Origin of the sequence: Magnetospirillum sp. XM-1, assembly GCF_001511835.1 — a bacterium.
Lineage (GTDB): Bacteria > Pseudomonadota > Alphaproteobacteria > Rhodospirillales > Magnetospirillaceae > Phaeospirillum.
The window spans coordinates 2,194,557-2,212,187 of record NZ_LN997848.1 but is presented as its reverse complement, the minus strand read 5'-3'; the positions used below and the strand labels follow the sequence as shown (position 1 = coordinate 2,212,187).

At 66.2% G+C, this 17,631-nt stretch carries 17 protein-coding genes; 9 read left to right on the top strand and 8 right to left on the bottom strand.

The genetic code is table 11. The features are described from left to right. Positions 1-44 precede the first annotated feature (44 nt). A complete protein-coding gene (gene cyaY, locus XM1_RS10310; protein WP_068433247.1) occupies positions 45-350 on the bottom strand; it encodes an iron donor protein CyaY in 306 nt (101 codons plus the stop codon). A 122-nt stretch (positions 351-472) separates the two neighbouring features. Between cyaY and rpmE the strand changes: the two genes are divergently transcribed. Both rpmE and XM1_RS10300 read left to right on the top strand, forming a co-directional pair. Further along, positions 473-706: a 50S ribosomal protein L31 gene (gene rpmE / locus XM1_RS10305; RefSeq protein ID WP_068433245.1), complete on the top strand. Its 234-nt coding sequence runs from the start codon at positions 473-475 to the stop codon at positions 704-706. Positions 707-961: 255 nt separating this feature from the next. Further along, a complete protein-coding gene (locus XM1_RS10300; protein ID WP_231920767.1) occupies positions 962-2,653 on the top strand; it encodes an adenylate/guanylate cyclase domain-containing protein in 1,692 nt (563 codons plus the stop codon). 7 nt (positions 2,654-2,660) lie between these two features. On the opposite strand, the gene XM1_RS10295 is transcribed toward XM1_RS10300, so the two are convergent. Continuing rightward, positions 2,661-4,316, bottom strand: a complete 1,656-nt coding sequence (locus XM1_RS10295; protein ID WP_068433242.1) for an adenylate/guanylate cyclase domain-containing protein — start codon at positions 4,314-4,316, stop codon at positions 2,661-2,663. 27 nt (positions 4,317-4,343) lie between these two features. Next, positions 4,344-4,745 carry a DUF1465 family protein gene (locus tag XM1_RS10290; protein ID WP_068433240.1) on the bottom strand — a complete coding sequence of 134 codons (402 nt, stop codon included), beginning with the start codon at positions 4,743-4,745 and terminating at the stop codon, positions 4,344-4,346. A gap of 292 nt (positions 4,746-5,037) precedes the next feature. Here XM1_RS10290 and XM1_RS10285 point away from each other — a divergent pair, with 292 nt between their 5' ends. After that, positions 5,038-5,232, top strand: a complete 195-nt coding sequence (locus tag XM1_RS10285) for a hypothetical protein (protein WP_068433238.1) — start codon at positions 5,038-5,040, stop codon at positions 5,230-5,232. Positions 5,233-5,306: 74 nt separating this feature from the next. Here the strand turns inward: XM1_RS10285 and XM1_RS10280 are convergent, their stop codons facing one another. From XM1_RS10280 to XM1_RS10265, 4 genes are read right to left on the bottom strand one after another with little or no spacing between them, the layout of a single operon-like run. Beyond that, positions 5,307-6,158 (bottom strand): substrate-binding domain-containing protein, encoded by an 852-nt coding sequence (locus tag XM1_RS10280; protein WP_068433236.1) that lies wholly within the window; start codon positions 6,156-6,158, stop codon positions 5,307-5,309. A 13-nt stretch (positions 6,159-6,171) separates the two neighbouring features. Then, the gene (locus XM1_RS10275; RefSeq protein ID WP_068433234.1) at positions 6,172-6,981 is read right to left on the bottom strand and encodes a substrate-binding domain-containing protein; all 810 of its coding nucleotides are present in this window, start codon (positions 6,979-6,981) and stop codon (positions 6,172-6,174) included. A 16-nt stretch (positions 6,982-6,997) separates the two neighbouring features. Continuing rightward, positions 6,998-7,726, bottom strand: a complete 729-nt coding sequence (locus tag XM1_RS10270; protein WP_068433232.1) for an ATP-binding cassette domain-containing protein — start codon at positions 7,724-7,726, stop codon at positions 6,998-7,000. Beyond that, positions 7,723-8,427 (bottom strand): ABC transporter permease, encoded by a 705-nt coding sequence (locus XM1_RS10265; protein ID WP_068433230.1) that lies wholly within the window; start codon positions 8,425-8,427, stop codon positions 7,723-7,725. The genes XM1_RS10270 and XM1_RS10265 overlap by 4 nt, the downstream gene beginning before the upstream one ends. 156 nt (positions 8,428-8,583) lie before the next feature. Between XM1_RS10265 and rimO the strand changes: the two genes are divergently transcribed. From rimO to XM1_RS24515, 3 genes are all read left to right on the top strand, one after another. Continuing rightward, positions 8,584-9,933 (top strand): 30S ribosomal protein S12 methylthiotransferase RimO, encoded by a 1,350-nt coding sequence (gene rimO / locus XM1_RS10260; protein ID WP_068433228.1) that lies wholly within the window; start codon positions 8,584-8,586, stop codon positions 9,931-9,933. A 75-nt stretch (positions 9,934-10,008) separates the two neighbouring features. Then, the gene (locus XM1_RS10255) at positions 10,009-11,373 is read left to right on the top strand and encodes a cell wall metabolism sensor histidine kinase WalK (protein WP_068433226.1); all 1,365 of its coding nucleotides are present in this window, start codon (positions 10,009-10,011) and stop codon (positions 11,371-11,373) included. Positions 11,374-11,443: 70 nt separating this feature from the next. Then, on the top strand, positions 11,444-11,581 hold the full coding sequence (locus tag XM1_RS24515) for a hypothetical protein (protein ID WP_172821903.1): 138 nt from the start codon (positions 11,444-11,446) through the stop codon (positions 11,579-11,581). Position 11,582: 1 nt separating this feature from the next. Here the strand turns inward: XM1_RS24515 and XM1_RS10250 are convergent, their stop codons facing one another. Beyond that, positions 11,583-12,617 carry a ParA family protein gene (locus tag XM1_RS10250; protein WP_068433224.1) on the bottom strand — a complete coding sequence of 345 codons (1,035 nt, stop codon included), beginning with the start codon at positions 12,615-12,617 and terminating at the stop codon, positions 11,583-11,585. 97 nt (positions 12,618-12,714) lie between these two features. Between XM1_RS10250 and XM1_RS10245 the strand changes: the two genes are divergently transcribed. The 3 genes from XM1_RS10245 (at position 12,715) to XM1_RS10235 (ending at position 17,508) form a co-directional block, all read left to right on the top strand. After that, complete coding sequence (locus tag XM1_RS10245; protein WP_068433222.1) at positions 12,715-13,200, top strand: MarR family winged helix-turn-helix transcriptional regulator; 486 nt, start codon at positions 12,715-12,717, stop codon at positions 13,198-13,200. A 58-nt stretch (positions 13,201-13,258) separates the two neighbouring features. Further along, positions 13,259-14,572 (top strand): adenylosuccinate lyase, encoded by a 1,314-nt coding sequence (gene purB, locus XM1_RS10240; protein WP_068433216.1) that lies wholly within the window; start codon positions 13,259-13,261, stop codon positions 14,570-14,572. A 281-nt stretch (positions 14,573-14,853) separates the two neighbouring features. After that, positions 14,854-17,508 (top strand): glycosyltransferase, encoded by a 2,655-nt coding sequence (locus XM1_RS10235; RefSeq protein ID WP_068433212.1) that lies wholly within the window; start codon positions 14,854-14,856, stop codon positions 17,506-17,508. Positions 17,509-17,631 lie beyond the last annotated feature (123 nt).

The following is a 17,631-nucleotide window of genomic DNA, read 5'->3' as shown; positions in this document are numbered from 1 at the left end:
AAGCGATCTTCAAGCGACGGAGCGCGGGCGTCCCGCCCGCAACCTCACACCGCCACGCCGATCTCGGCCAGCAGCAGGCCCAGAAGCTCGATCTCGGCATTGCGGGTCGAGACCCAGCGCTCGCCGTTCCAGCCGAAATGATGGGCGCCGCTCCTGGGCGACGACAGCCAGATTTCCCGGTTGGGGGAATGCTTGTTGATGACGTACTGGCCGATGCCCGGCAGGGTGAGCGTCAGGATGCCCGCATGCAGGTCGGCGTCGGCGTCGTCCATGGTATCCTCGACCGCGTCGGCGATGCGTTCCAGCAGCGGGTCGGCGAGGCTGGCGAAGCGGCTTTCATCGAGGCTCATGGGGGTTCTCCGGATTGAGGGGAGCGGATGCTAACCCAAATTCCGTCCAAGGGTGAAGGACCGCTTGCACCCCGTCCCGCTTTTGGCTATATACGCGCCTTCGATTTGCGGAGCTTCAGGCCATGAAGGACAACATTCATCCCGACTACCACGAGATCAACGTGGTGATGACGGACGGCACCGAGTACAAGACCCGGTCCACCCTGGGTAAGGCTGGCGACACCCTGCGCCTGGATATCGACCCCAAGTCGCACCCGGCCTGGACCGGCGTGCATCGCATGGTCGATACCGCCGGCCAGCTCGCCAAGTTCAAGAAGCGCTTCGAAGGCTTCGGCATCAAGTCGACCAATTCCTAAGCGGGATTGGGAATGCCGGAATGGCCTCGGCCATCCGGCGTTTGCCTGCGCTAAATTATCAGACTGCATGATCGGCCGGCTTTATGCCGGCCGAAAGTGTTTGCAGTGGACTTCTTGACGTTCTGCGGGTAGAGCAAATTTTTAATAAGGGAGCTGCGATACTCCCTGGCCGAATTGTAATTGAGTCCAGACGGTGATTGGGCGGACATGATCATCGTTCATTTTGAAGTTTACGTCATGGAAGGCCGGGGGTGGATGCTGCACGCACGCTTCCCGCGGCTGGAGCGTGACGAGGCCGTCCGCGAGGCCAAGGAGTTGGAAAACACCCTTGGCGTGCGCACCAAAGTGCTGCGCGAAACCTACAACACCGACACCAACGTCTTCGACGAAGCCGAAGTCTACATGTCCGGCCACAACGTCCAGCCCAAGAAGGGGGCGGCTGTCGGCGGCGGCAAGGGCGGCGGTGGCGGCGGCTCCGGCAGGGATTCGGGCAAGACGGGCAGCGCCGCCAAGGCGGCGGCGGCCAAGAAGGCCGCCAAGGCCGCCAGGGCGCGGGCCAGCGGTCCCTCCATCGGGGCCGGCGCCATGATCGTGCGCCTGACCGTCATTCTGCTGGTGGCGTCAGGATTGGGGTTGGGGGCGCTGCGCCTGGTGCCCTCGGCCATCGTCGTCCTCTACGATTTCGGCTTCCGCATCACCCCCGACGAATACGGCCAGGTGCTGGTCCTGGTCTTCGGGCTGGTGTTCCTGATGACGGCGGTGCCGCTGGGCCTGCGCTTCATGCCGCGCAACGCCAACATCCAGTTCAACCGCGGTGGCTCCGTGGCCGCGCCCCCGCCCAGGCCGCAACCCTCCGAGGCGGTGAAGAAGTCGCTGAACAAGCTGGCCAAGAAGGCCGAGGCGGAGATGATCCCCGAGACCTGGGGCGACGACCCCGAGCCGGAACCGCCTCCCCCGCCGCCGGAGGAAGAGGCGCCGCCCCAGGCCACCCTGCCCGAGGAACCGTCCGCGGCGGAGGCGGCGGTGGACGCCATCCCCACCACCCCGGCCCTGGAGGCCACCAAAAAGGTCGCCGACCGCTTCGTGGACAAGTCCATGGAGATCGTCCGTCAGGTCGCTCCCAGCACCGACAAGTACACCACCTTCGGCCTCAACCTGTTCATGGCCGGCGCCGTCCAGACCATCGCGCGGGCCCAGAAGCTGGATTCCGCCGGCCAGCGCAAGCTGCTCAAAACCATCATCGAGAAGCTGGGAACGCCGGGCGACCAGGCGGCGCTTTTCTATGACAAGGTGCCGGGCTACATGGGCGAGCAGCGCTATGCCCGCATGTTCGAAGCCGGCAAGTCCTCCATGGAATCCTGGGCGGAAGGCGACGAAGGCACGCCGATGATCAAGCTCCAGTCCTCGCTGAAGGACTGGAACAAGCCCGCCACGGAGAAGAAGGCGTCGGGGCTGATGACCGTGGTCTTCACCGACATGGTGGGCTCCACCGACCTGACCCAGGCGCGCGGCGACCAGGCGGCGCAGGAAATCGTGCGCAAGCACAACGCCATCGTGCGCACCGCGCTGACCCAGTTCGCCGGGCGCGAGGTCAAGCATACGGGCGATGGCATCATGGCCTCCTTCGCCTCGGCGGCCAACGCCGTGGAGGCCATGGTGCAGATCCAGCGCCAGGTCACCGCCCACAATGAAAAGCAGCCCAACCTGCCCTTGCATCTGCGCATCGGGCTGAACGCCGGCGAGCCCATCCAGGAAGAGGACGACCTGTTCGGCTCCACCGTCCAGCTCTCGGCCCGCGTCTGCGCCGCCACGGATTCCGACCAGATCCTCTGCACCCAGTCGGTCAAGGAGCTGGCCGGGCCGGTCGGCACCTTCATCGACGGCGGCACCCACTCCCTGAAGGGCTTCAAGGAGAAGTTCCAGCTGTGGGAAGTGGTCTGGCGCTAAGACGGCCCTACCGGCCGGGAATTTCCGTGAACGCGAAGAACTCCACCGGCTCGACGCGCCCCTTCACCGTCACCTGATGGCGGGGCATGCCGGCGACGTCCAGGCCGCCGGCCAGGGCGGCGGCGGCCGACAGCACCAGCAGGCAATCCTGATCCTTGGTCAGCCCCTCCAGGCGGGCGGTGGTGTTGACCGTATCGCCGATGGCGCTGAGAATCTGGGCGCCGGGCGGCCCCATGGTGCCCACGATGGCCTCGCCGTAATGGATGCCGATGCCCATGCGCAGCGGAGCCGAAAGCTCCATGGCCAGTTCGGCGTTCAGGGCTTCGAGCCCGGCCACCATCTGGCGCGCCCCCGCCAGGGCTCCCCGCACCGCCCTGCCGGCGTCTCCCGCCTTCAGCCCGTAAAGCGCCATCAGCCCGTCGCCGGTGAAGTTGGAATAATGCCCCCCGGTCGCCGCCAGGGCGCGGGTCATCTGCTGGAAGAACCGATGCAGGATGAACAGCATGTCATAGGGCATCTTGGCCTCGCCCAGGGTGGTCGAGCCACGCAGGTCGACGAACATCACCACCACGTGGCGTTCGCGCCCGTCCATGCCGCCGTGCAGCCGCCCGTCGGCGGCGGCGGCGTCGGACGGCAGCAGCGGCAGAACCGCGAGATCGTGGTCGGGACGCAGCTGGCAGGCCAGCCGGACCTCGGGCGGGGCCTCGATGCGGGTGAGCGCCGCCACCTCCAGCGGGCCGGGCGGCGGCAACCGGTCGGCCCCGGCGCGGATGCGGACCCGGCAGGTGGTGCAGCGCGCCTTGCCGCCGCAGGCCGAGGCATGGGGAATTCCATGATCCTGCAGGGTCTCCAGCACCGACGCGCCAGGCATCATGCGCATCACCCGGCCGCTGGAATGGGTGAGCTGGGGGCGCTTGCCGCCGCCCAGCAGCCTCATGGCGCGACCGGCGAAGGGAAGCGCGATCAGCAGGACGTGAAGGCCCGCCCCGATCATCATCAGGCGCAGCGTGTCGGCCGCCGTAGAGGGCCCCATATGGGCCCCGGCCAGCACCCGGGCCGTCCACTGCGGATCGGCGGCGGCGCGGGTGACGAAGCTGCCGCCGGCGACCCAGCCGGCCAGGGCCAGGGTGGGAAACACCGCCGCCAGGGCCAGCAGCCCGGGCCGGGCCCGCTGGTACCAGGGGCGCCCGGCGAAACGCAGGTGCAGGCCGCTACAGGCGTGCCCCCAGACCACCAGGACGAGAATCCCCTGGACCACTCCCTTCCAGGGGCTCAGGACCCACTGGCTGAGCAGGACGGAAGGGTAGCCGGGCTCGAGGCCCAGGAACACCTCGCCCAAGGCGGTGCCGCTCAGATGGACGATCATCAGGAAGGGGATCGACAGCCCCAGCCCCAATTGCCAGGCCTCGGTCTCGCCCATGCGCAGGGTGCGGCGCTCAAACACCGCCCAAAGGGCGTTGGCGTAATGGCTCAATCCCGCGGTCAGCAGCAGCCCGGTGCCGATGGCGCCCTCCCACGGCTCCATCAGGATGTCGTGGCCCGCCAGGGCGACATCCAGCGACAGCAGGGCAAGCATGTGATTGGCGAGATGGCAGACGACGAAGGCCAGGATGACCGACGCGCCGACGAGGCGAAGGTCGGCGCGAAACCGCAACAGCATCATCTTGCCCCATCCCCCGATCGCACCGGCCTAATGCAGCACCCGCTGCACCAGCATCTCCTCCAGCCGCGCCACCCGGACGTACAGGCGGTAGGAACGGTCCATCAGGCTGCGCAGATGATTGGGCAGAGTTTCGTCGCAGTTGAAGCTTTCGTCCAGGCAGACATCCGCCCCCGACAGACGACATTCGTCGCGCAAGGTCTCCTCGACGCCCATCTCGCCCTCATGCACCGCCCGCTGCAGCATCAGCCACGCCATCACCTGGGTCAGGCGCGAGGTGACCCGCATGGCCTCGCAGCTCATGCGCAGGCCGACCATGCCGCCGACCCGCTCGCGCTCGCGCCGCTCGGCATAGGCCAGATAGTTCCGGGCCTCGACCATCAAGGTCATGGTCTCGTCGTAGGTTCTGCGAAAAAAAGCGGGCTGAGGCATGCGCTTTTCTCCAAACCATCGTCCGCAGGCCGCCGTGGCGACGACGGCCCGCGCGTTTGGCCCATACCTAATATGGTGACACTTCGGCCGAGCAACTTCAACCGTTGCCGTGCCGAAATTACTTTCCGTTACAGAGGATTCCCCGTGATTTCGTGGGGGCATTGCCGTGGCGGCAGGAAAATTTATAGTAAAAATTTACGTAAAATTTTATCTGTGAATACCATCATGGACATATGCCAAATAGAAATATAGGATAAACTCAATTGTTCACCTTAAACACGGCTGGGTCATCATGAGATACGTTATCCACGAATCATTTGACAAGAGTGAAATCAACCGCTGCTTCGAAGCGGACATCTGCCCGACCATCGGCAAGGCGCTGAGGACCCGCAGCGGCAAGTGGTACCGGATCAAGGACGTCGCCTGGTATCGCGACCCCTTCGACCACCACCCCAACATCCGTGTCCTGCTGAAGCGCATCCAGTAGAAGACCAGAGTGCAAGAGGGCGGAATCCCCGGCCAGCCGCGGGGATTCCGCCCTTGTCGCTTCTAAGCCCCCCGTCACAGACCCGGCGGCCGCACCTTCGACCCGGCATTGGCGAAGAACAGCGGGGCGCCGTATTCGGCACGCCCGTATTCGGCGATCAACCCTTGCGCCTCGTCGCCCACCAGCCAGTCGGCGAAGCGCTGAGCCCCGGCGGCGTTGGCCTTGGGGAAGCGTTCGGGATTGGTGCGGATCACGGCGATGAAGTTGAACAGGTCCGGGTGGTTCTCCACCAGCAGCGCCAGCGACAACTTGGCCTTCAGCACCAGCCAGGTGGCCCGATCCATCAGCACGTAGGCGCCGCGCTCGTCGGCATGGCGAAGGGTGGGGCCATTGCCGCTCGCGCCCTTCTCGAACACCTCGTACCAGGCGCCCTGGGGCTGCAGCCCGGCCCTCTCCCACAGGACCTTTTCCGCCACATGGGTGCCGGAATTGTCGCCCCGGGTCACGAAGCGGACCTGGGCCTCGGCAATGCGGCGCAACGCCGCCTTGGGATCGCTCATCCCCTTGATGCCGGCCGGGTCGGAGGCCGGCCCCAGCAAGACGAAGTCGTTGTACATGACGTCGCGGCGGTCCAGCCCGAAGCCGTCGGCCATGAACTTCTTTTCCAGCGACAGGGCGTGAACCATCACCAGATCGAACTCGCCCCGCTTGGACATCTCCAGGGTGGCGCCGGTGCCGGCGCCGACGAAGCGCACCACCACGCCGGTGCGGGCGTGGAAGGCCTTGGCCAAGGCGGGCACGATGCCGGCGTCGATGGGACCGATGGTGCTGGCCAGCAGCACCACCTCGGCGGGCTCCGCCGCCTGGGCGAGGGAAGCCGCGCCGACGGCCCCCATCGCCGCCCCCAGGAACATTCGTCTGTTCATGCTCCCCTCCCCTCTACTTGGCATCGCCGAAGAACAGCTGCTCGCCGTCGATCTTGAACGAGGCGATGGCGGCCTGGCCCTTGGGGCCGGTCAGCCACTGATGCCAGGTCTTGGCGTCGGCGGCCTTCACGCCCCTGTGCTTCTCCGGATTGACCAGAATCGAGCCGTAGGGATTGAACAGGGCGCGGTCGCCCTCCACCAGGATGGTCAGCGACTGACGGTTCTTGAAGCCGGCCCAGGTGCCCCGGTCGGCCAGGGCATAGGCGTTCATTCCGGCCGCCGTGTTGAGCGTCGGCCCCATGCCGGCCCCCAGCTCGCGGTACCAGGTGCCGCCGGCCTTGACGTCCACCCCGACCTTCTTCCACAGCCGCAACTCGCTGCGATGGGTGCCGGAATCGTCGCCGCGCGACGCGAAGGGCGCCTTGGCGGCGGCGATCTTGCCGAAGGCGGCGGCGGCGTCCTTGCCGCCCTTGATGCCGGCGGGATCGGCGGCCGGGCCCACCACCACGAAGTCGTTGTACATGACGTCGCGGCGGTCGATGCCATAGCCTTCGGCCACGAACTTGTCCTCGCCGGCCCGGTCATGGACCAGCAGGGCGTCGGCATCGCCGCGCTCGCCCAGCTTCAGCGCCTGTCCGGTGCCGACCGCCACCACCCGGACCTCGATGCCGGTCTCGGCCTTGAACATCGGCAGCAGATGGCCGAACAGCCCCGACTGCTCGGTCGAGGTGGTGGACGCCAGGGTGATGAAGCGCTCCTCGGCCACGGCGGAAGACGCGGCGAGCGAAAGCGCCGCAAGGGCGGCAAGCAGCAGACGTTTCATGGATTGGCTCCTTACGTTAGCAGACCAGTTCGCCGGCCAGGAAGGCCCGCGCCTGGGGCGATCTCGGCCCCTTGAAGAATTCCCCCGCCGGTGCGTGTTCCAGCAGACGGCCACGGGACAGGAACACCACCTCGTCGGCCAGGCGGCGGGCCTGGCCGAGATCGTGGGTGGTCATCACCACCTTGGTCCCGGCGGCGTGGAACTCCTGCACCGCCATCTCCACCTGCAGGGCGGCGGCCGGGTCCAGCGACGAGGTGGGCTCGTCCAGGAACAGCACCTCCGCCCCCGCCGCCCAGGCCCGGGCCAGGGCCAGGCGCTGTTGCTCGCCCCCCGACAGAACGCGGGCGGGACGCGGAGCCAGATGGGCAAGGTCGAAGCGCTCCAGCGCCGCCATGGCCTGGGCATGGCGGCGGCTCCACGGCACGCCGCGCAGGGCCAGGACATAGCGGATATTGGCGATGGCCGAACGACGCAGCAGCACCGGGCGCTGGAACACCATGGCCTGGCGGCGGCGAAGCGCGTCGCCGTCGGCGGCGGCGCTCCAGCGGATCGTGCCGGCGCTGGGCTCCAGCAGGCCGTGGCACAGGCGCAACAGCAGGCTCTTGCCCGCCCCGTTCGGCCCCAGGATCACCGTGCGCAACCCCGCCTCCAGCCGCAGGGTGACGTCGCCCAGCAGCATCCGTCCGTCGGCGGTGAAACCGACCCGATCCAGTTCCAGCGGCAGTATGGTGTCGGGCGCCCTCATCCCATCCTCCGCCGCGCCCATTGGCCCAGCACGAACACCGCCGCGTTGACGGCGGTCACCAGGGCGATGAGGATCAGCCCCAGCCCGAGCGCCAGCGGCAGGTCGCCCTTGCTGGTCTCCAGCGCGATGGTGGTGGTCATGGTGCGCGTCACCCCCTTGATGTTGCCGCCGACGATCATCACCGCGCCCACTTCCGCCGCGGCGCGGCCGAATCCGGCCAGCACGGCGGTGGCCAGGCTGAACCGCCCGTCCCACAGCAAGGTCGCCATCCGTCCCGGACCCGACACGCCCAGCGAGCGCAGCTGCTCGCCGTATTCATCCCACAAATCGGCCACCACCTGCCGGGCCAGGGCGGCGACGATGGGCAGGACCAGAAGAGTCTGGGCCACCACCATGGCGGCGGGCGTGAACAGCAATCCGGCATCGCCCAGCGGCCCGGCCCGCGACAGCAGCAGGTAGACCGCGAGGCCCACCACCACCGGCGGCAATCCCATGAAGGCGTTGAGCATCACCACCAGCGCGCCGCGCCCGGGAAACGCCCCCAGCGCCAGCAAGGCCCCCAGCGGCAGGCCGATCAGGGCGGCCAACAGCACCGCCAGCCCGGACACCAGCACCGACAGCCGCACGATGCCCAGCACCTGCGGATCGAAGGAGACGACAAGATCGACGGCCAGCGACAGGGCCTGGGACAGATCGGACATTTCGCGCCTTTCCTGTCCCATTGTGCATTCTTTCCGCAATCCTGTTAAGAAACGAATGTCCTTGCAGGAAATATGGAAAATTCGGCGCGACGCTTGCTTTTCCCCCGGGATTTCCGCTAAGTCACGGCGAATTCCTCAAGACAAGCGCGGATCCCCATGACCAAGACGAATCCCAAGGTTGGCATCGTCAGCCTCGGCTGCTCCAAGGCCCTGGTGGATTCCGAGCGCATCCTGACCAAGCTTCGGGCCGAGGGCTACGACATCACCGGCGAGTACGACGGGGCCGACGTGGTGATCGTCAACACCTGCGGCTTCCTGGACTCGGCGCGGGCCGAATCGCTGGAAGCCATCGGCGAGGCCATCGCCGAGAACGGCAAGGTGATCGTCACCGGCTGCATGGGCGGCGACGAGAAGGCCATCCGAAGCGCCCACCCCTCGGTGCTGGCGGTCAGCGGCCCGCACCAGTACCAGGCGGTGGTCGAGGCGGTGCACGCCACCGTGCCGCCGCTGCACGACCCCAAGCTGTCGCTGGTGCCCCCCGAGGGCCTGCACCTGACGCCACACCACTATGCCTATCTGAAGATTTCCGAGGGCTGCAACAACAGCTGCTCGTTCTGCATCATCCCCGACATCCGCGGCCCGCTGGTCAGCCGCTCCGCCGCCGACGTGCTAGGCGAGGCCGAACGCCTGGCCGAATCGGGGGTGCGCGAATTGCTGGTCATCAGCCAGGATACCAGCGCCTACGGCCTGGACCTCAAGCATGCGGAAAGCAGCTGGCGCGGCCGACCGTTACGCGCCCACCTCACCGATCTGGCCGGCGCCCTGGGCGAGCTGGGGATCTGGATCCGCATGCACTACGTCTATCCCTATCCCCATGTGGACGAGATCATTCCGCTGATGGCCGAAGGCAAGATCCTTCCCTACCTGGACATCCCGTTCCAGCACGCCAGCCCCAACGTGCTGAAGTCCATGCGCCGCCCGGCCAACCAGGAAAAGGTGCTGGGCCGTATCCGCTCGTGGCGCGAGACCTGCCCCGACCTGACCCTTCGCTCGACCTTCATCGTCGGCTTCCCCGGCGAGACCGACGACGATTTCGAAGCGCTGCTGGAATGGCTGGAGGACGCCCAGCTGGACCGGGTCGGCTGCTTCAAGTACGAGGACGTCAAGGGCGCGCCGTCCAACGCCTTCGCCGATCAGGTGGACGAGGACGTCAAGGAGGAACGCCACCAGCGCTTCATGGAGGCCGCCCGCCAGATCGCCGACGAGCGCGGCGCCGCCAAAGAAGGCACCCGCATCGAGGTCATCGTCGACGAGGTGGACGAGGAAGGCGCCATCGGCCGCTCCAAGGCCGACAGCCCCGAAGTGGACGGCGCGGTGTTCATGAACGGCGAGACCGATCTGGTGCCGGGCGATCTGGTGATCGTCGAGGTGGAAGCGGCCGAGGATTACGACGTCTGGGGCGAGGTGGTGGAACGCCTGCCCCCGCCCCGTCCGCGCCGCCCCTAAATTATACCTTATTCAGTTTCACGATTTTATCGCCCCATGCGACAATTGACGGTCGTCGTATGGGGATCGCCGATTTTGACACATGCCGCCCATGGCACCTTTGCCAACTCGCCGCGCGCCTTGGCCATCCTTGGTCCGGACGGCAATCTGACCCATGTGGGCGAAACACTGTCGCGGGCCCTGGGCGTTCCGGAAAGCCGCATGGTCGGGACACGCCCCGACTGGGTGGATGGCCCCGATTCCTCCCACACCCCCCTGCCCGGCGGCCAGGTTCTGGTCGAGCTCGCCCCCGAAGCGGAGACCCGGCTGCGCGACAGCCTGCGCGTCAACGTGGAAATGCGGGCGATCATCGAGAACACCTTCGAATTCATCGGCCTGCTGTCCCCCGACGGCCGGCTGCTGGACGCCAACCGCACGGCGCTGGCCTTCATCGGCCTGGATTCCATCGCGCCGGTGCTGGGCATGCACTTCGCCGAGACGCCCTGGTGGGAGCACTCGCCCGATGAGCGGGCCCTGCTGCGCGACGGCATCGGCCGGGCGGCGGAAGGCGAATTCGTGCGCTTCGAGACCACCCATGTGGACGCCGGCGGCGGCATCGCCTATGTGGATTTCTCGTTGAAGCCGGTGCCCGATCACGACGGCAACATCCTGTTCATCGTGCCCGAAGGCCGCGACATCACCCAACGCAAATGGGCCGAGGCCGCGCTGATCTCCGCCAAGCAGGAGGCCGAGGCCGCCAACCGGGCCAAGTCCCAGTTCCTGGCCACCGTCAGCCACGAACTGCGCACGCCCCTCAACGCGGTGATCGGCTTTTCCGAAGCCGCCCTGGCCGGCGCGGTCGGCACCATGGATCTCAACCGCTATCTGGAATACATGGATCTCATCCATTCCGCCGGACTGCATCTGCAGGCCCTGATCGAGGATATCCTCGACGTGTCGCGGATCGAGGCGGGACGCACCGAGCTGGACGAGGACGAGGCCGACCTGGCCGACCTGATCCGCGGCACCTCCCGCCTGCTGGAGCACAAGGCCGCCGTCACCGGCGTCAATCTGGTGGTGGACATTCCCCCTGCTCTGCCGCCCATGCGCCTCGACCCCAGGCGCATCCGCCAGATCCTGCTCAACCTGACCGGTAACGCCCTCAAGTTCACCCCCGGCCCCGGCACGGTGACCATTGCCGCCCACCAGCGCCCCGAAGGCATCGAAATGACGGTGAGCGACACCGGCATCGGCATCGCCCCCGAGCATCACGCCAAGGTCTGGCAGGCCTTCTACCAGGCGGATTCCTCCCTGTCGCGACGCCACCAGGGATCGGGCCTGGGGCTGGCCATCGTACGCCACTTCGTCGAAGCCCATGGCGGCAGCGTCGCCCTGAACAGCGCGCCGGGCAAGGGAACCAGCATCACGGTGATGCTGCCCCCTTCGCGCATTCTCGCCTAACCAAAGTCAAATACCAAACTCGCACGCTCGGATATTCTTCCTCAACGACACCCGCTCAGAGGAGGCACGCATGCGTAATTCCGACAATTCTGCTAAGGTTTTCCCCGCCAAGCTGTGGCAAGGCGCGGCGCAGGCCGCCTATCTGCTGGCGGTAGGCGCAAGTTTCACCCTGGCCCTGGCCGCCGGCATCACCCTGCTGGAAGGGTGACTCAAGGGACGAAATACATCCAGCGGCCGAAGGCGTAGCCCAGGCAGAAGCCCAGCAGGATCGCCATGATCCCGACGCCGATCTTCCAGCGCAGATTGGAAACCTCGGGCAGAAGATCGACGCTCTCGTCCAGTTGCTGGTCCCAGTTGGGACCAGGCTGCGGCCCGGGTTCGAGCGGCGGCGATGGACGCACGGGGGGCAACTCCTCGTCCTCCTCCCCGTCCGACCGCATCCCGGCCGCCGGTCGCGCGGCGGCAGGCGGGCGCGGCTCCAGCATGTGGGCGTCGACGAAATCGGCCAAATGGACATAGGCCCTGGCCGCCGGGCTTTCGGGCTCCAGGATGACCAGCGGCAGGTCGCGGGCCGCCGCTTCCACCACCTTCATGTCGCGCGGCACCCTGACGGGAAGCACCCGGCCGCCGAACGAGGCGACCACCGCATCGGTGATGCGGTGCATGACGTCGCTGTCCTCGGTCATGGTGAACAGGATGCCCATGGTGTCCAGTTCACGGTTGAAATGGGTGCGCACCCGCTGGATGTTCCACCACGCCTTGTGCAGGCCGTCGAGCGCCAGCGGCGCCGGCACCACCGGCAGGATCACCGCGTCGGCAGCCACCGCCGCGTTGACCGACAGGATGCCGAAGGCGGGCGGGCAATCGACCACCACCACGTCCACGTCGGAAGGCGTGGTTTCCAGGGCGCGCTCCAGCACGTATTGCGGTTCGGGCTTGACGGCGATCTCCACGTCGGCCCACGACAGGTCGTCGGAACCGGCGACGAGGCGCAGGTTGGGATAAGGGGTGGGGCGAGAGGCGTGGGCCACGTCCACCTCGCCGCGCAGCAGCTGGTAGGCGCCGGTGGCCGCCGGCGAGGTCAGCCCGACGCTGGTCGAGGCGTTGGATTGGGCGTCCAGGTCGATCAGGATGACCTTGCGCCCCAGTTCGGCCAGGCAGACCGCCAGATTGACGCTGGTGGTGGTCTTGCCGATGCCGCCCTTCTGGTTGAACACCACCACGATTTTGGGCCTGGCGCTCACCGCTCGATCCTTTCGCAAAATCCGCAAGGGACAATACCCGCGCTTGCGGGCCGACCGCAACCATCGGCCTGTAATAGGCAGTTGTCGATCCAAAGGAATGCCCCTATACTCCGCCCCCGTGAGCCAGCCATACTTCGACATAATTCGCTTGATCGAGCGCCTGCACAGACATTTCCTGGATGTCTTGCGCACGGAGTTGCGTCGTCTGGGCATCGAAGACATCAACGCCGTCCAGGCCTTGCTGCTCTACAATATCGGCGAGAACGAAGTCGTGATCCGTGATCTCAAGGATCGCGGTTACTATCAGGGTTCCAATGTTTCCTACAACATCAAGGCGCTGACCGAGTGCGGTTACTTGATGCAGGAACGCTCCACCCACGACCGCCGCTCGGTTCGTCTGAAGCTGACCGACAAGGGTCTCAGCCTGTGCAATTCCATCCGCAAGCTGCAGGACGACCTGTCCGGCGTGCTGGGCGGCGACGACAAGACGGCGGCCCAGCTGGACACCACGCTGGAGACCATGCAGCGTCTGGAGCGCACCTGGACCGATTTCGTCCATTACGGGCGCATCCGCGGCCTTTAATCCCGGCCCTCTTCGTGCTATTTCCCCCTCCTTGCTTGCTCGAGGAGGCTAGGCTGCCATGATCCCCCGCTATTCCCGCGCCGAAATGACCAAGATCTGGGAGCCGGAAAACCGCTTCCGCATCTGGTTCGAGATCGAGGCCCACGCCTGCGATGCCCTGGCCGAGATCGGGGTGATCCCCAAGGCCTCCGCCAAGACCATCTGGGAAAAGGGCGATATTCCCTACACCCCTGCCCGCTCGGCCCGTATCGACGAGATCGAGGCCGAGACCAAGCATGACGTCATCGCCTTCCTGACCGAGCTGGCCGAGCATATCGGCCCCGAATCCCGCTTCGTCCACCAGGGCATGACCTCGTCGGACGTGCTGGACACCTGCCTCAACGTGCAGCTAACCCAGGCCGCCGATATTCTGCTGGCCGATCTCGACCGGGTGCTGGCGGCGCTGGAGAAGCGGGCCTTCGAGCTGAAGGACGTGGTGTGCATGGGCCGCTCCCACGGCATCCATGCCGAGCCGGTGACCATGGGCCTGAAATTCGCCACCTTCCACGCCGAGTTCCAGAGGAACCGCCGCCGCCTCAAGTCGGCGCGCGAAGACATCGCCACCTGCGCCATCTCGGGCGCGGTGGGCACCTTCGCCAACATCGACCCCCGGGTCGAGGAGCATGTGGCGGCCAAGCTGGGCCTGAAGCCCGAGCCGGTCTCCACCCAGGTGATCCCGCGTGACCGCCACGCCCAGTTCTTCGCCACGCTGGGCGTCATCGCCAGTTCGGTGGAGCATCTGGCCATCGAGATCCGCCACCTGCAGCGCACCGAGGTGCGCGAGGCCGAGGAGTATTTCTCCCCCGGCCAGAAGGGCAGCTCGGCCATGCCGCACAAGCGCAACCCCGTGCTGACCGAGAACCTGACGGGTCTGGCCCGCATCGTGCGCGGCATGGTGATCCCGGCCATGGAGAACGTGGCGCTGTGGCACGAACGCGACATCTCCCACTCCTCGGTGGAGCGCATGATCGGCCCCGACGCCACAATCACCCTGGATTTCGCCCTGAACCGGCTGGCCGGCGTGGTGGAAAAGCTGGTGATCTATCCCGACGCCGTCGCCAAGAACCTCAACCAGCTGGGCGGTCTGGTGTTCTCGCAGCGCGTCCTGCTGGCGCTGACCCAGGCGGGCATGAGCCGCGAGGATTCCTACAAGGCGGTGCAAAGGAACGCCATGAAGGTCTGGCTCGAATCCGCCAACTTCCTCGACCTGCTCAAGGCAGATGCGGAAGTGGCCGCCAAGATCCCGGCGCGTACCCTGGAAGAGCTGTTCGATCTCGGCTACCACACCAAGCATGTGGACACCATTTTCAAGCGCGTCTTCGGCCGCGCCTGACCCATGCCCGGCCATGCCGCCCCCGACCGGGGCGCGGCATGGCCGCAATGCATTGCACGCTTGAGTTTTTCGCCTCCGTCACCCCCATGGACAGAGGACGACCTCTGGGCTAATAATCCAGATGGTATTCAAGGGATTCAAACGGCATCCGCCGCCACCGCTCCACCTCGCCCGCTCCCATTCCGACGCTCCCGCGTGGGCGAAGGGTTGCGCCGTGAGGACGGAACCGGGGCCCGGACGGAAGGCCGCCCCTGCAACTCGATACGGGTATCTCGCGCATCATGCGTCTTTCCGGCTTCGTGGTTCTGCTCCTGATCGTGCTGGGCAATCTCGGCTTCTGGGCGATGATGAATCGCCCCCAAAGCGGCCTGCCCTGGTCCGGCACCCTCAATTCCGTCTCGTTCAGCCCGGGACGCGCCGACGATGATCCCACCATCGTGCGCAAGCTGCCCTACATGGACGAGTGGCTGCTGCCCACGCGGGCCGAGATGGACGAGGACCTGGCCATGCTGGCCGGCAAGGTCCATCAGGTGCGCACCTACTCCACCCTGGAAGGCCTGGACCAGGTGCCCGAGCTGGCCGCCAAGTACGGCCTGAAGGCCCTGCCCGGCGCCTGGCTGGACGAGCGCCTGGGCCGCAACGAGGTGGAACTGGCCAACATCGTCCGCATCGCGCGCGACAATCCCAACGTCGACCGGGTGATCATCGGCAACGAAAACCTGACGCTGCACCGCCTGACCCCGGATCAGATGATCCGCTACCTGCGCCGCGCCCGCGCCCTGCTGCCCGACCGGGTGAAGATCAGCACCGCCGAGGCCTGGGCCATCTGGCTGGACTATCCCGAGCTGGCCCGCGAGGTGGACTTCATCACCATCCACACCCTGCCCTTCTGGGAGCCCGGCGGCGTCCGCATCGAAAACGCGCTGGACTTCACCAAGCGCATGGTCCGGGACGTGAAGGCCCAGTATCCCGACAAGCCCATCTTCATCGGCGAAGTCGGCTGGCCGTCGGCGGGACGCAATTACGGCGTTTCCGAGCCGTCGCTGATCAACCAGGCCATGTTCCTCCGGAACTTCGTCAACTGGGCGCACGAGGAGAAGCTCGACTACAACATCGTCGAGGCCTTCGACCAGCCCTGGAAGGTGAACCTGGACAACACCGCGTCGGAAAAGCACTGGGGCATCTACACCGTCGACAGGAAGCCCAAGTTCAGCTGGATCAATCCGGTGCTGGAGTTCGAGGAATGGCCGGTCCAGGCCATCACCGCGACCCTGATCGCGCTTTTGCCGGTGGTGTGGTTCCTGGGTAAGTGGAAAAGCCTGCGCCTGCCGGGCAAGATCTTCTTCGCGCTGCTGGTGCAGTTCGCCTCCACCCTTTTGATCTGGACCATGTCCACCCCGGTCATCCGCGACGTGTCGCCCGGCACCGGGCTGATGCTGGGACTGATGCTGCCGGCCCAGCTATTGCTGCTGATCGTGGTGCTGATCGCCGGCATCGAGGTGACCGAACTCACCTGGGCCAGCAAGTTCAAGCGCCGCTTCACGGCGCTGCCGCCCGACCACATCAAGCGCTTCCCCAAGGTCTCCATCCACCTGCCGTGCTACAACGAGCCGCCGGCCATGGTGAAGCTGACCATCGACAGCCTGATGGCGCTCGACTACCCCAACTTCGAAATCATCGTGTTGGACAACAACACCAAGAAGGAGGAGGTCTGGCGCCCCGTCGAGGAGTACTGCAAGTCCCTGGGCGAGAAGGTGAAGTTTTACCATCTGGCCCCCTGGCCCGGCGCCAAGGCCGGCGCGCTGAACTTCGGCCTCACCGTCACCGACCCCGAGGCCGAGATCATCGGCGTGGTGGATTCCGACTACATCGTCGACAAGAACTGGCTGCGCGGTCTGGTCCCTTATTTCGAGGACCCCAAGGTCGGCCACGTCCAGGCGCCCCAGGATCACCGCGAATGGGAACACGACCTGTTCAAGGAGATGATCAACTGGGAATATGCCGGCTTCTTCGACATCGGCATGGTGTTCAGAAACGAGGCCGACGCCATCATCCAGCACGGCACCATGACCCTGGTGCGCAAGAAGACGCTGGAGGATGCCGGGCGCTGGGGCGAGTGGTGCATCGTCGAGGACGCCGAGCTGGGCCTTCGCATGATGAAGGCCGGCTACCAGTCGGTCTACGTCCAGGACCGCCTGGGCCACGGCCTGGTGCCGGATTCCTTCATGGCCTACAAGAAGCAGCGCTTCCGCTGGGCCTATGGCGCGGTGCAGATCCTGAAAGCCCACTGGCGCTCGCTGATCCCCTTCAAGAAGACGGGGCTGACCACCGGCCAGAAGTACCATTTCGTGGCGGGCTGGCTGCCGTGGTTCGCCGACGCCTTCTACCTGCTGTTCGCCGCCGCCTCGCTGGCCTGGTCGCTGGGCATGATCGTGGCGCCGCGCTATTTCTCGACGCCACTGCCCTTCTTCACCCTGCCCACGGTGGGCGTGTTCGTGGCGAAGATCTTCCACCATTTCTTCCTCTACAGCACCCGGGTGAATTGCGGTTTCAAGCGCCGCGGCCTGGCCGCCATCGCCGGCATGGGACTGACCTATTCCATCGCCTGGGCCATGTGGCAGGGCATCTTCACCAAGTCGACGCCCTTCATGCGCACGCCCAAGATGGCCAACAAGGCGGCCTTCACCCAGGGCTTCCTGATGGCGTCGTCCGAGGCGATCCTGGCCCTGCTGCACTACGTCGCCGCCGTCGCCGTGCTGATCCCCAGGAACAACTTCACCGATCCGGACGTGCGCATCTGGTCGCTTACCCTGGTGGTGCAGGCCATGCCGTTCCTGGCCGCCCTGGTGGCCTCGCTGATCAGCGTCATGCCCTCGGACGGTCCGGAGCAGCCGGCCCACAGCCACAGCGACGCCAAGCCGGAAGCGGCGCAATAATACGACCGCATCCACTATGGACGACAAAGGGCCTGTGCTCCGGCACAGGCCCTTTTTCTCACCGCCATGCTACATTTCGCTATGCGCCCTGACAATTTGCGGGGTGGTTTTGCGATGCAGCAA

Coding starts and splice junctions, on each gene's coding strand:
- XM1_RS10245 (WP_068433222.1), top strand. CDS start 12,715: ATGCCCCTATACTCCGCCCCCGTGAGCCAGCCATACTTCGACATAATT.
- cyaY (WP_068433247.1), bottom strand. CDS start 350: ATGAGCCTCGATGAAAGCCGCTTCGCCAGCCTCGCCGACCCGCTGCTG.
- rimO (WP_068433228.1), top strand. CDS start 8,584: ATGACCAAGACGAATCCCAAGGTTGGCATCGTCAGCCTCGGCTGCTCC.
- XM1_RS10235 (WP_068433212.1), top strand. CDS start 14,854: ATGCGTCTTTCCGGCTTCGTGGTTCTGCTCCTGATCGTGCTGGGCAAT.
- XM1_RS10300 (WP_231920767.1), top strand. CDS start 962: ATGCTGCACGCACGCTTCCCGCGGCTGGAGCGTGACGAGGCCGTCCGC.
- XM1_RS10275 (WP_068433234.1), bottom strand. CDS start 6,981: ATGAAACGTCTGCTGCTTGCCGCCCTTGCGGCGCTTTCGCTCGCCGCG.
- XM1_RS10265 (WP_068433230.1), bottom strand. CDS start 8,427: ATGTCCGATCTGTCCCAGGCCCTGTCGCTGGCCGTCGATCTTGTCGTC.
- XM1_RS10270 (WP_068433232.1), bottom strand. CDS start 7,726: ATGAGGGCGCCCGACACCATACTGCCGCTGGAACTGGATCGGGTCGGT.
- XM1_RS10285 (WP_068433238.1), top strand. CDS start 5,038: ATGAGATACGTTATCCACGAATCATTTGACAAGAGTGAAATCAACCGC.
- XM1_RS10290 (WP_068433240.1), bottom strand. CDS start 4,745: ATGCCTCAGCCCGCTTTTTTTCGCAGAACCTACGACGAGACCATGACC.
- XM1_RS10280 (WP_068433236.1), bottom strand. CDS start 6,158: ATGAACAGACGAATGTTCCTGGGGGCGGCGATGGGGGCCGTCGGCGCG.
- purB (WP_068433216.1), top strand. CDS start 13,259: ATGATCCCCCGCTATTCCCGCGCCGAAATGACCAAGATCTGGGAGCCG.
- XM1_RS10295 (WP_068433242.1), bottom strand. CDS start 4,316: ATGATGCTGTTGCGGTTTCGCGCCGACCTTCGCCTCGTCGGCGCGTCG.
- XM1_RS24515 (WP_172821903.1), top strand. CDS start 11,444: ATGCGTAATTCCGACAATTCTGCTAAGGTTTTCCCCGCCAAGCTGTGG.
- rpmE (WP_068433245.1), top strand. CDS start 473: ATGAAGGACAACATTCATCCCGACTACCACGAGATCAACGTGGTGATG.